This window comes from bacterium (assembly GCA_026129405.1).
In the GTDB taxonomy this organism is placed as follows: Bacteria; Desulfobacterota; Binatia; order DP-6; family DP-6; genus JAHCID01.
On record JAHCID010000004.1, the window covers coordinates 224,098 to 236,540 of the forward strand.

The window sequence follows — 12,443 nt, forward strand, 5'->3', positions numbered from 1 at the left end:
CGGTGGGCCCCATCGCCTCCCCCCACGGTGCACGATCGGCGCGCGCCACCGAGCCGTGGAAGCGCGCCGCGACGAGCGGCGCCTCGCGGCTCGCGGCCCCTCACCCTCCCGACGCGCGCGCGCGGGTCGCGATCTCCTGCGCGATCGCGCCGCCCAGGCGCTGCAGGTCCTTCGCCGTCGCGTTTCGTCCCAGCACGAACTTCGCGGCGATCACGTACGGGTTCATGGTGACGGCGCCGCCGGGCATGTGGCCGCTGTCGGCGGCGGTGCTCATGCGGATCGCCGGGATGCGGCGGGGGCCGTCGATGGCGTCGACCGAGACGTCGACCTTGGCCGTCGCGGCGCCGGCGCCGAAGCCGACGGCGGCGCGCTCGGCGCGGTTGCCGGGGTCGACGGAGACGACGTCGCCGGTGACGAGCCAGCCGTGCTCGGGCGGCGGCGCGCCGGGGGCGAGGCGGTAGACGGGGATGCCGAGGTTGGCCTCGTCGAGGCCGCTCGTGATCGCGGCCTCGAGCGTGTCGCTGACGCCCTCGGGCGTCGGCTGGTCGGCGGCGGCGCGGCGTTGCAGCGGGCCCTCGCCGCCGAGGAGGCGGGGGCGGTCGGACAGCAGCTGCTCGCCCTCGCCGATGACGCCGCCGGGGGCCTCGATGGCGGCGGGGTCGGTGACGAAGCTGCCGACGTAGATGGCGCGGGGGGCGGGTACGTCGGCGTCGCGTCCGACCGGCTCGGTCGTCACCGTCGCCTGGCCGGTCATGTAGTTGCCGCCGCCGCCGCGGGCGGCGCAGGCGGCGACGAGGACGACGAGGGCGAGTAGGGGGAGCGTTCTCATCGGTGGGAGCGCCTATCATGCGAGGCACGGGGCGGCCATGCGCGGGTTGCGCGCGCTCGTCCGGCGCGATAGCCGACGCCGGATGTCCCAGACCCACTATCGCAGCCATACCTGCGGCCAGCTCCGCGAGTCCGACGCGGGCACGACCGTTCGGCTCGCGGGCTGGGTGCACCGCAAGCGCGACCACGGCCAGCTGCTCTTCCTCGATCTGCGCGACCACTTCGGCGTCACGCAGTGCGTGATCGACGTCACCAGCCCGCTCTTCAAAGACGCCGAGGCGCTGCGCTCCGAGGCCGTCGTGCAGGTGGCGGGCGAGGTGCGGCGTCGCTCGGCGGAGACGGTCAATCCCGAGCTCGCGACCGGCACGATCGAGATCGCGATCCGCGAGCTGACGGTGCTCTCGACGGCCGAGACGCTGCCGTTCCCGGTGAACGCCGACGCCGACACGCCCGAGGATCTGCGCCTGCGCTACCGCTTCCTCGACCTGCGGCGCGAGGGCATCCACCGGAACATCATCCTGCGCGCGCAGGTGATCGCGTCGATCCGCCGCCGCCTGACCGACGCCGGCTTCACCGAGTTCCAGACGCCGATCCTCACCTCGAGCTCGCCCGAGGGCGCGCGCGACTACCTCGTCCCCTCGCGGCTCTATCCGGGCAGCTTCTACGCGCTCCCGCAGGCGCCGCAGCAGTTCAAGCAGCTGCTCATGGTCGCGGGCTTCGACCGCTACTTCCAGATCGCGCCGTGCTTCCGCGACGAGGACAGCCGTGCCGACCGCTCGCCGGGCGAGTTCTACCAGCTCGACCTCGAGATGAGCTTCGTCACCCAGGACGACGTCTTCGCCGCCGTCGAGCCGGTCCTGCACGGCGTGTTCGAGGAGTTCGGGGGCGGTCGCACCGTGTCGCCGGCGCCGTTCGTGCGCATCCCCTACGACGAGGCGATGCTGCGCTACGGTTCGGACAAGCCCGACCTGCGCAACCCGATCCGCATCGCCGACCTCACCGACGTCTTCCGCACGAGCGGCTTCAAGGCGTTCGCGGGTGCGATCGCGCAGGGCGCGGTCGTGCGCGGCATCCCGGCGCCCGGCGCGGCGAAGTGGTCGCGCAGCCAGTACGACAAGCTGAACGACTGGGGGAAGGAGCTGGGTCTCCCCGGCCTCGGCTACATCGTCTTCGCCGAAGGGCAGGCGCGCGGGCCGATCGCGAAGTTCCTCGCCGACGGCGAGCTCGCGGCGCTGCGCGAGGCGGCGGGTCTCGCCGACGGCGACGCCGTCTTCTTCGTCTGCCAGGAGCGCGCGGGCGCCGAGAAGGCCGCCGGCCAGGTTCGCACGCGGCTCGGCAACGAGCTCGAGCTGATCGAGAAGGACGCCTTCCGCTTCTGCTGGATCGTCGACTTCCCGATGTACGAGTGGAACGACGACCTGAAGAAGATCGACTTCAGCCACAACCCGTTCTCGATGCCGCAGGGCGAGCTGCAGGCGCTGGAGACGCAGGACCCGCTGACCATCAAGGCGTGGCAGTACGACATCGTCTGCAACGGCGTCGAGCTGTCGTCGGGCGCGATCCGGAACCACCGCCCGGACATCATGATGAAGGCGTTCGCGATCGCCGGCTACGGGCCGGAGGAGGTCGAGGCGCGCTTCGGCGGGCTCCTCAACGCGTTCCGCTACGGCGCGCCGCCGCACGGCGGCACAGCGCCGGGCATCGACCGCATCGTCATGCTGCTCGCCGACGAGCCGAACATCCGCGAGGTCATCGCCTTCCCGCTGAACCAGAAGGCGCAGGACCTGCTCATGCAGGCGCCGGCGCCGGTGCCGCCCGAGCGTCTGAAGGAGCTGCACCTCAAGATCGACGTACCGCCGCCGCGCAAGGCGTGAGCGCGGCGGCCGAGGAGCCGCATGGACTTTCGCGAGGTGGTGTCGAGCACGCCGGCGTGCCGCTTCTACCGGCCGGACCCGGTCCCCGACGACGTGCTGCGCCGCGTGCTCGACGCCGGCCGCCATGCGCCCACCGGCGGCAACCGCCAGGGCGTGCGCTGGATCGCGGTGCGCGATGCGCACAAGCGCCGGCAGCTCGCCGCGCTCTACCTGCCGCTCTGGGAGCAGTACGCCGGGCGCGCCACGACCAGGCCGGGCGCGCCGCTCCCCACGCTGCTCGCCAACGCCGACCACTTCGCGCGCCACCTCGCCGACGTGCCCGTGCTGCTCGTCGTCTGCGCGCTGCTCGGCGACCTGCTCGCGACCGACCGGCATCTCGGGCGTCTCTCGATCGTCGGCGGCGCGTCGGTCTATCCGAGCGTGCAGAACGTCTTGCTGGGGGCGCGCAACGAGGGCCTCGGCACGGCGCTGACGACGCTCCTCTGCGCCGTCGAGCCCGAGGTGAAGGCGCTGCTCGGCATCCCGGAGGAGGGCGTCGCGACCGCGGCGCTGGTCGCGCTCGGCTGGCCGTCGCAGCCGTTCCCGAAGCGCGTCGCGCGCCGCCCGCTCGCCGCCTCCTGCTTCGCCGACGCCTGGGGCACGCCGCTCTTCCCGTGACCGCCGACCGGATCACCGCCGCGGCGGACGACGTCGAGCGGACCATGCGCCGGCTCGGCGCGTGGACGGAGCCGCCGCCGCTGCGCCCCTTCGCGGCGCCCTTCGGCATGGACGCGATGCCGTTCGAGCACTGGATCCAGCTCGTGCTGGTACCGCGCCTGCGCGAGATCGCGCGGACCGGCGCGCCGCTGCCGCCGTCCAGCAACCTCGCCGGGCACGCGGTGCGGGAGTTCGACGGGCGCGACGACATGGGCCCGCTCGTCGACGTCCTGCGCCGGGTGGACGGGCTGCCGGGATCGGCGCGCGCGGGCGCGGCGGCTCCGGGGCCGGCCGCCGCGCCCGCGCAGGGAATGGCCCTGTTCATGCGCGCCCGGGCGGCGGGGGGGCTCGCGGCCGTGGTCGGCGTGCTGATCGCGATCGCGGCGAGCGACTGGGCGTCGACCGCGCTGCGCGGCTGGTTCCTGCCGACGGTGACGGCGTCGTTCGAGGGGACCATCCCGCCGAGCGACGCCCACGTCCCGCTGCGTGCCACGTTCTCCGCCGGCGTCCGCGACGACGGCCGCCTGGTGCCGGGCGACGGCCTTCTCTCCCTCCACCGCCGCGGCATCCCCGTGCCCGGCGACTTCGCGCACGTCGCCGAGCCGCTGCCGTTCGCCGCCGCGGCGCCGCCCGCTGCGGAGACGATCCGCGCCTGGCTCGTGCGCGTCGGCGTCGATCCGGAGGCGCAGGGCCTCGGGCCGGCGGCGCAGGAGATGGTCGTGATCCTCGCGGTCGCCGCCGCCGAGCCGACGCGCGCGGGCCTGGACGAGGTGGCGTCGCGGCTGCCGCTGGGGACGCCGGAGCCGCAGCTCTTCGACCTCGAGACGCGCACGCCCGGCTGGGTCGATACCGCCGCCGGCATCGGCGCGGTGGTGCTCGTGTGCGTGCCGATCCTGCTGCTCGTGGTGCGCCGCGTCCGGCGGCGGCAGCGGGGACACTAGGCCGGCGGCGCGACCGCGGCCGACAGCGGCGCCAGCGCCGGCGCGCGGCGCAGCAGCACGAGCACCGGGAGCAGCACCGACGCCGCCAGCTCGACCCAGAACAGCTCGAGGAACGCCAGCTCCGTCGCGAAGGCGCCGGGATGCCCGCCCGCGAGCAGCTGCTCGGTGCGTACCTGGAGGAAGGCGTCGAGCGCCGCGACGCCGAGCGCGTAGCCGAGCTGCTGGCCGAGCACGAAGAGCCCCGCCGCCGCGGGCACCTGCGACGGCGACAGCGAGCGGAACGCCAGCGTCGCCAGCACCGCGGACACCACCCCGAAGCCGACGCTGCTCACGGCTGCGGGCCAGATCGCGCCGAGCGGCGAGAGCCCCGGCGCGTAGTGCGTGAAGCCGTACTTGCCGACCAGCAGCAGCCCGAGCCCGGCGGCGAACACCGCGAGCGGCCGCGTGACGCCGAGCATCCGCCCGGCGGCGGCGAGCCCGAGCAGCAGCGCCGCGCCCGCGCACGCGCCGCGCATGCCGAGGAACCCACTGTCGAAGCCGACGACGCTGCCGAGCATCGCCGTCTGGAAGAAGGCGGTCGAGAACGCGCCGATGCCGAAGCAGAGGACGACCATGGTCGCGAGGTCGTGGTTCGCGAGCGGCGCGAGGTCGACGATCGGCCGCGGCGTCCGGCGGGCGTGGCGCAGGAAGGCGCCGAGTCCGACGGCGGCGGCGAGCGGCAGGAGGAAGAGGGCCGGCGCGTGGTGCCAGTCGACGTCGTCGCCGATGGTGAGGAAGAGGTTCAGCGCGAGGATGCCGCCGCCGAAGGCCGCGAGCCCGAACCAGTCGACGGGGACGGCGCGCGACGGCTCGGCGGGCACGGCGCGCGCGACCAGCGGCAGCGCCACCAGCGCGAGGGCCGGGGCGAGCGCGAAGATCGCCGGCCAGCCGACGTGCAGGCAGAGCCAGCCGCCCGCCAGCGCCCCGAGCAGCGTTCCCGCGGCGCTGCCGCCGCCCCACAGCGCCATGCCGACGGCGCGATGCCGCTCGGGGAAGCGCGCGACGACGAGCGCCTGCGTCGCGGGAAGGAGCGGCGCGACGCACAGCCCCTGCACGAACGCGAGCCCGAGCAGCGGTCCGAGGCTCGGCGTCGCGGCGGCGGCGGCCGACGCGACGCACGTCCCCGCGATGCCGCCGAGCATGACCCGGCGCGCGCCGAAGCGCTCCAGCAGGAACGGCGTCAGCGGCGTCGCGCACACGGTGGCGACGAGGAACGCGTCGACCAGCCAGAGCACGCGCGCCGGGCTGGTGCCGAGCGCGGCGCCGAGCGCGGGCAGCGCGATGCCGAGCGACGCGAGACCGACGCCGGCCAGCGCGTTCACGAGGACGATCAGGACGCCGGCGCGGCCCACCGGTTCCACCGCTGCCGGCCGCGGCCATGCCGCAGGCGCTCGTCGCGCGCGACCGGCAGCGTCCAGCCCGAGATCGCCTGGCCGGCGAGGTCGAGCCGGCTGGCGATGTAGTAGAGGCGCTGCGTCTCCGGTCCCTGCGCGGTCTGGAAGCGGTCGCGCAGCCAGTAGGGCGGGATCGACTGGTAGTGCAGCGTGACGCGTACCCGCGCCGCCTTGCGCACCGTGCGCAACGGGACGCGGTAGACGAGGTCGTCGCTGCCGCTGCCGTCGAAGTACGACGGATCGGCGACGCCGACGGGCCGCGTCTCCTCCGCGAACGGCTTGGTCGTCGACCAGCCCAGGGGCTCGAGGCGGTTGTCCTTCACGTCCTCGCTGAGCGCGAGGAAGCTGGTCGTCAGGTTGCCCGCCGAGTCGCGGTGCCGCTCCTCGTAGATCTGCACCTGCGTCTGGTCGTCGATCACGTCCCGGTGCGGCTGCCAGACCGTGGTGCTGAACTCGGTCTCGAGCGGCGAGCCGTCCGGGGCCAGGATCACGCCGAGCGGCGAGGTGCGGCCCGAGGCCCAGAGCACGCGGCCGCGGCGGTCCTCGACCACCAGCTCGAGGAAGGCGCGCCGGAAGCCGACGCCGGACGGGAAGCGGTGCCCGGCGAGGTTCGTCACCCGCACGGCGACCTCGAGCGCCGCCGGCGTGCGGCCGCGGCGGCGCACGCGGCGCAGGTCGGTCACCTCGACGGTCGCCGTCTGCTCGCGCGCCACGCGCTCGGACGCGGCCTGTGCGACGAGAAGGCTCAGGGCCGCGTTCTGCGCGCTCGAGATGTTGCCGTCGACCGGCACGATGCCCAGCAGATCGGGGAACTGCTGGAACATCTCCATGACGAAGAGGTTGATGCCGACCAGCGTGTGGCGCGCGTAGGGCTGGCGGATCGGCAGGGTCACGTCCGCCGCCGGCGCGGCGTGCTCGAAGTACGGGTAGCGCTCGTCCTGGATGTTGGCGATGCGGAACGCGAGCGGCTTCGCCGGGTCGTCGAAATGATCCGGCATGTGGCAGCTCTGGCAGCTGCGGAACGTGCCGGGCTCGGAGAAGGCGCTGTTCACCCACTCGAAGTACGTCGTCTGCTCGTGCGCGCGCGGCGCGTTCGCCATCTCGCCGGGCGTGTACGGACGGCCGACGTCGAGGATCGGCGTGTAGACCGTGTGGCAGGTACCGCAGAGCGCCGAGTCCTCGAGGTGCGCTCCGTGCACCGGCGTCGCGCCGACGGCCTGCTCCATCGCGTACGGGCGCGGGTCGTCGTAGGGCCCGTAGAGCTCGTCCGCGGGCCCGAGCGGGAAGCGGCCGGTGAACGTCGCCGGCGTGCCGAGACCGTCGGCGGCGATGTGGTGGCAGACGGTGCAGGTGACGCCGTCGCGGCCGAGCGCGGCGTAGCGCGCCTTCGGGCCCTCGGTGGCGTAGAGGTCGGCCAGCGACAGGCGCTCGCTGCCGCCGCTGTCGATCTCGAGCGCGCGCTTGCCGGCGGCGCCGTGGCAGGTGAGGCAGAAGTCGTCGATCGCGTCGCCCAGCTCGGGGCGCAGCGCGCGCTCCGACTCGAGCTGGGCGCGGAACACGGGATCGCGGCCGGCGAGCCCCATGAGCGACGCGCTCCACTCGCCGAGCGGCGAGAGGTTCAGGTTCTGCTCCTGCACGCGCAGCATCATGTTCGGGTAGAGGCCGTGCAGGAGCGAGTCGGCGTCGTGGCAGCCGCCGCACACGTCGCTGGTGACGAAGTGCTCGGGCGTACCCGGGCGCGGGACGACGTGGTCGAAGGTCGCCGAGGGCAGGGGCAGTGCGCTCGCGGGCGGCGCCATCTCGGCGTAGCGCGCGACGAAGACGGGGTCGGGCGCGGCGAGCGGCTGCGGCAGGTCGGCGGGCACGTACGGCGGTACGTGCGGGCCTGGTGCGCTCGGCACGTCGGGCGCGCCGGTGTCGATGTCGCCGTAGGTGACGATGGGGCCGGTCAGGTTGGCGAGGCTGGCGAACAGGAAATGCGGGTTGTTGGCGGCCGCGTGGCAGCCGATGCAGTAGGGAAGGAAGGTCTCGCCGCTGTCCCAGCTCGGGTCGTGCGCGTCGACGTAGGCCCAGAACCAGCCGTCGCGGGACGCGTCGCCGGCGCGCAGCATGATCGTCCAGCCGCCGAGCGCGGTCGGGTCGGTCGCGCCCGGACCCGCATACTGCTCCTTCACGACCAGCGTGCCGTCGGGGAAGACGTGCTCCGGCGGGCGGCCGTCGGCGAGCCAGGCCAGCACCGCGGGCGGATAGTGCACGCGCACGTCGCCGTGGACCGAGAAGTAGTTGCCGTCGACGATCGGCCCGGTGGCGCGGATGCGGAGGTCGGGGGCCCAGCCGGCCAGCTGCTCGTAGCAGCGGCCGACGAGGAACGGCCGGATCGACGCGATCGACGGGCCGAGCGGCGCCTCGCAGTCCCACGCTTGGGCGCCTGCGCCGCCCGCCATCCCGAGCACCAGCCCGAGCCCTCCGATCCACCGCCGTGTGTGTCGCATCCCCGGGACGCAGCATCGGCGCATCGGCGCGCGAACTTGAGTCGCTCGCCGCCGGTGCCGGCGCGGCGCGGGATTTGGTGGGCGCCCGACGGCGGTGCTAAGGGGAGGCCGCGCGTGTCGGTCGCCATCCCTCCCGCCCGTCGATGATCCGCATCGTGCTCCACGAGCCGGTCGTGACGGCGCACGCGGCGGTCTTCCGGTGGGAGGTCGAGCCCGAGTCGCCGCTGTACCGTGCGCAGGAGTTCCACCTGCGCTTCCCCCCGACGCTGCCGCTCGGCGCCGTGCCGGTCGCGCTCTGGCGCACGGTCGCGCTCCTCTGTCTCCACAGCCACTGGACGCTGCTGCGGCCGTGCCGCGTCGAGCTGCCGTGGGCGCTCGCGCACGGCGAGCGCGAGTTCTGGCTGCGCCTGTGCGACGCCGCCGTGGCCACGCTGGAGGCGTCGCGCGGCGGTCGCGACGTCGCGCGTGCGATCGAGCTGTGGGACGACGGCCCGCGCGCCGCCCCACAGCCGCCGCCGCCCGACGACGGGGGCAGCGTGACCGCGTTCAGCGGCGGCAAGGACAGCCTCCTCCAGCTCGGGCTGCTGGCCGAGCTGGGCCAGCGGCCGATCGCGGTGATGACGACGTCGCCCATGCCGCCGATGCACGACCACGTGACGCCGCGCCGGCGCGCGCTCACGGCCGAGGTGGTGCGCCGGCGGCAGCTCGAGCTGGTCGAGGTCCACTCCGACCTCCGCGCCGCCTGGCACAACGACTTCGCCCGCCTGCGCGGGCACACGATCGCGGTCAACGAGATCAGCGACACGTTCCTCTACCTGGCGTCGGCGCTCGTCGTGGCCTTCGTGCGCGGCGCGCCGCGCGTCTTCCTCGCCTCCGAGGCGGAGCTGCAGGAGACGGTCGTGCGCGACGGCTTCGTCGTGCAGCATCCGCACTTCATGTACTCGGCGGTGACGCAGTGCGCGCTCGACGCGCTCTTGTCGCGCCACGGGCTGCGCTACGGCTCGACGAACTACCCGCTGCGCAGCGGTCAGGTGCAGCGTCTGCTGTGGACGCGCTACCACGACCTGCGCGACCTCCAGTACTCGTGCTGGCGCGTCGGTCCGGACGACGCCGCGTGCAGCGCGTGCGCGCAGTGCCTGCGCGTCGCGCTCACGGCGCTGTCGGCGGGCGGCGATCCGGCCGTCATGGGCATCGACCTCCTGCGCCTGCTGCCGGCGCTGCGCGACTGGGCGCCGGCCGAGCCGAGCGGCGACGACCTGCCGGACGACCGGGTGAAGGCGTCGCTGCACGGACACGTCGTGCGCGAGCTGCGCGCGGTGTCGCCGCTGCTGGTCGCGCGTCGCCTCGCCGCCGGCGCGCCGGGGCGCCTGCTCGACCGGCGCGTGGTCGCGGCGCTGCGCAGCTATGCGGCGCTGCGCCGCCGCGTGCTGGCGCGCGGGGCGGCGCTGCCGGCGCCCGGCTATCGTCGCGCCTACCTGGCGCTCGTCGACGAGCGGCTGCGCGACGGGCTCGCGGCCATCTTCGACGGCGTCTTCGAATCCGCCGACGCGGCGGACGACGCCGCCGCGCTCGCCCGCACGCGGCACCTCGCCGCCTGGATCACGGCTCCCCTCATGGAGGCGACATGATCGCACCGCAGGACCTCACCCCCGACGAGCTGGAGACGATCCGCCATCTCGTCCCCGATCCCGAGCCGGTGCTCGGCGAGCCCGCCGGTAGCGCGGACGAGCCGGCGCCCGCCGCGCCGCTGCGGGTGTGCGAGACGCTGCTCGACGGCAACGAGCGCCGCTACGTCCTCGAGTGCTTCGACACCAACATGATCTCGTCGGCGGGGCCGTTCGTCCGCCGCTTCGAGGAGGCGTTCGCCGAGGCGGTGGGATGCCGCCACGGCGTCGCCTGCTCGAGCGGCACGGCGGCGCTGCACCTCGCGCTCGGCGCCGCCGGCGTCGGCCCCGGCGACGAGGTGCTGATGCCGGCGTTCACCATGATCGCCACCGCCAACGCCGCGGCGCTGCTCGGCGCCGTCCCGGTCCTCGTCGACGCCGAGCCCGACACCTGGAACCTCGACGCCACCCGGCTCGCCGCCAAGGTGACGCCGCGCACGCGCGCCATCGTGCCCGTCCACATCTACGGCCATCCGTGCGACATGGACGCCGTCCACGCCGTCGCCCGGCGCTATCGCCTCGTCGTCGTCGAGGACGCCGCCGAGGCGCACGGCGCGATGTATCGCCGCCGCCCGGCGGGCAGCCTCGGCGACGTCGCCGCGTTCTCGTTCTACGGCAACAAGGTGCTGACGACGGGCGAGGGCGGCATGCTGACGACCAACGACGCCGCGGTCGCCGCGCGTGCCCGCGAGCTGCGCGCGCTCTGCTTCTCCACCGAGCGTCACTTCTGGCACCGCTCCGTCGGCTTCAACTACCGCATGACGAACCTCCAGGCCGCCGTCGGCCTCGCGCAGACGGAGCGCCTCGCCGATCTCGTCGCCCGCCGCCGGTCGAACCGCGACCGCTACCTGGCGGCGCTGGCCGACGTGCCGGGGCTCGGGCTGCCCGTCGAGCGGCCCGAGGTGCGCAACGTCTTCTGGATGTTCGGGATCACGGTCGACGCCGCGCGCTTCGGCTGCACGCGCGACGAGCTGCGCCGGCGGCTCGCCGCGCGCGGCATCGAGACGCGGACCTTCTTCGTGCCGCTGCACGTGCAGCCCGCCTACTTCCGCGCCCATCGCGGCGAGTCGTATCCGGTGGCCGAGCGCCTCGGACGGACGGGGCTCTATCTGCCGTCGGGGCCGTCGCTCTCGGACGCCGACGTCGCCTACGTCGCGCGCGAGATCCGCCGCGCGCGCAGATGAGGCCGCTGCTCGTCTTCGTCGCCGGCAAGGATCCGCTCGAGGAGCCGGGCGGCGGCCACTCGGTCTACGTGCGGGCCTGCGCGCGCGCCGCCGTGCGCGCCGGCTACGCCCCGCAGATCCTGTGCGTGGGCGCGACGGCGCGCGTGCGCGAGACCGACTTCGGCACGATCCGCCGCCTGCGCTCGCCGTTCCGGCCGCTGCGTCAGCTGATGATCCCCGGTCACGCGCCGATCCTCGCCCGCGGCCTGGTCACGCTGGCGGCGGCACGGCCGGGGCCGGTGCTGGCGCACGGCTTCGGCGTGTGGGGCGCGGCGGCGGTCGACGGCTGCGCGCGCCTGCGCCGGCGGGGGCGCACGGCGGTGGCGGTGATCGGCTCGTATACGACCTACCGCGTCGAGTCGGACTCGCTGGTGCGCGGCCTGCGCGACGCGCCCGTCCGCGTCGCGCTGGGCTATCGCGCCCAGGCGGCCTGGGCGCGGGCGGTGGTGCATCGCTACGAGCGCGCGGCGTACCGCGGCGCGGCCCGCGTGTTCGTGAACTACGAGTCGGTGCGCCGTCTCGTCCTCGCCGAGCACGGCCCCACGGTACGCGTCGAGCGCGTCGCGTACGGGCCGGAGTCGGCCTTCCTGCCGCCGCCGGAGCCCGGCGCCGTGCCGGCCGAGATCGCGGTCCTGCGTCCCGCCGGCGCGCCGCTCGTCGTCAGCGTCGCGCGCAGCCACTCGCGCAAGGGCGTCGACGTGCTCGTCGATGCGCTCGCCCTCGCCCGCGACCGCGGCACGCCGCTGCGCGCATGTCTCATCGGCGAGGGCCCGCTGCTCGCGGACAACCGCCGGCGGGCGCGCGCCCTCGGCCTCGACGGCGCGGTGGTGCTGGCCGGACGGGTGGCGGAGGTCGAGCCCTACCTGCGGCGGGCCGACGTCTTCGCGCTCGCGTCGCGCGAGGAGCAGAGCGGGGCGCTGGCGCTGCTCGAGGCGCTGAGGGCGGGCCTGCCGATCGCAGCGTCGGCGGTCGACGGCATTCCGGAGGACGTGCGCGACGGCGAGAGCGCGCTGCTCGTGCCGCCCGGCGACGCCCCGGCGCTGGCGTCGGCGCTGGTCCGGCTCGCCGCCGATGCGGCCCTGCGCCGCCGTCTCGCCGCCGGCGCCGCGGCGGTGTATGCGACGCGCTTCGCCGCCGAGCCCTTCGCCGCCTCGCTCGGCGCGGCGTACGCGGCGCTCGGCTTCCCGCCTTCCTAACGTCCCGAGTCCGAAGCTCGTCACCGAAGCTCGGGCCGTCTCACGCCGCCCGGCTGCATTGCGCCTCCTCACCATGGCGACGGCCATGCCTCGTCG

At 74.9% G+C, this 12,443-nt stretch carries 9 protein-coding genes; 6 read left to right on the plus strand and 3 right to left on the minus strand.

What is annotated here, in order from left to right:
- Positions 1 to 100: 100 nt before the first annotated feature.
- Positions 101 to 829 (minus strand): DUF4410 domain-containing protein, encoded by a 729-nt coding sequence (locus KIT14_16630; protein MCW5892148.1) that lies wholly within the window; start codon positions 827 to 829, stop codon positions 101 to 103.
- 82 nt (positions 830 to 911) lie between these two features.
- On the opposite strand from KIT14_16630, the gene aspS reads away from it, so the two are divergent.
- From aspS to KIT14_16645, 3 genes are read left to right on the plus strand one after another with little or no spacing between them, the layout of a single operon-like run.
- A complete protein-coding gene (aspS, locus tag KIT14_16635) occupies positions 912 to 2,702 on the plus strand; it encodes an aspartate--tRNA ligase (protein MCW5892149.1) in 1,791 nt (596 codons plus the stop codon).
- Positions 2,703 to 2,723: 21 nt separating this feature from the next.
- Positions 2,724 to 3,359, plus strand: coding sequence for a nitroreductase family protein (locus KIT14_16640; GenBank protein ID MCW5892150.1), 636 nt, complete (start codon positions 2,724 to 2,726; stop codon positions 3,357 to 3,359).
- Positions 3,356 to 4,339: a YqcC family protein gene (locus KIT14_16645; GenBank protein ID MCW5892151.1), complete on the plus strand. Its 984-nt coding sequence runs from the start codon at positions 3,356 to 3,358 to the stop codon at positions 4,337 to 4,339. Before KIT14_16640 ends, KIT14_16645 begins: the two co-directional genes overlap by 4 nt.
- Here KIT14_16645 and KIT14_16650 read toward each other — a convergent pair.
- Both KIT14_16650 and KIT14_16655 read right to left on the minus strand, forming a co-directional pair.
- Positions 4,336 to 5,730 carry an MFS transporter gene (locus tag KIT14_16650; GenBank protein MCW5892152.1) on the minus strand — a complete coding sequence of 465 codons (1,395 nt, stop codon included), beginning with the start codon at positions 5,728 to 5,730 and terminating at the stop codon, positions 4,336 to 4,338. The two genes, KIT14_16645 and KIT14_16650, sit on opposite strands and share 4 nt — an antisense overlap.
- Entirely contained in the window at positions 5,709 to 8,264 is a 2,556-nt protein-coding gene (locus tag KIT14_16655; protein ID MCW5892153.1) for a hypothetical protein, read from the minus strand. Before KIT14_16655 ends, KIT14_16650 begins: the two co-directional genes overlap by 22 nt.
- 143 nt (positions 8,265 to 8,407) lie before the next feature.
- On the opposite strand from KIT14_16655, the gene KIT14_16660 reads away from it, so the two are divergent.
- Genes KIT14_16660 through KIT14_16670 form a run of 3 tightly spaced genes read left to right on the plus strand, consistent with a single transcriptional unit; the run spans position 8,408 to position 12,347 of the window.
- A complete protein-coding gene (locus KIT14_16660; GenBank protein MCW5892154.1) occupies positions 8,408 to 9,892 on the plus strand; it encodes a hypothetical protein in 1,485 nt (494 codons plus the stop codon).
- Positions 9,889 to 11,112 (plus strand): DegT/DnrJ/EryC1/StrS family aminotransferase, encoded by a 1,224-nt coding sequence (locus KIT14_16665; protein MCW5892155.1) that lies wholly within the window; start codon positions 9,889 to 9,891, stop codon positions 11,110 to 11,112. The genes KIT14_16660 and KIT14_16665 overlap by 4 nt, the downstream gene beginning before the upstream one ends.
- Positions 11,109 to 12,347, plus strand: coding sequence for a glycosyltransferase (locus KIT14_16670; GenBank protein MCW5892156.1), 1,239 nt, complete (start codon positions 11,109 to 11,111; stop codon positions 12,345 to 12,347). The genes KIT14_16665 and KIT14_16670 overlap by 4 nt, the downstream gene beginning before the upstream one ends.
- The last annotated feature ends 96 nt before the right edge of the window (positions 12,348 to 12,443 follow it).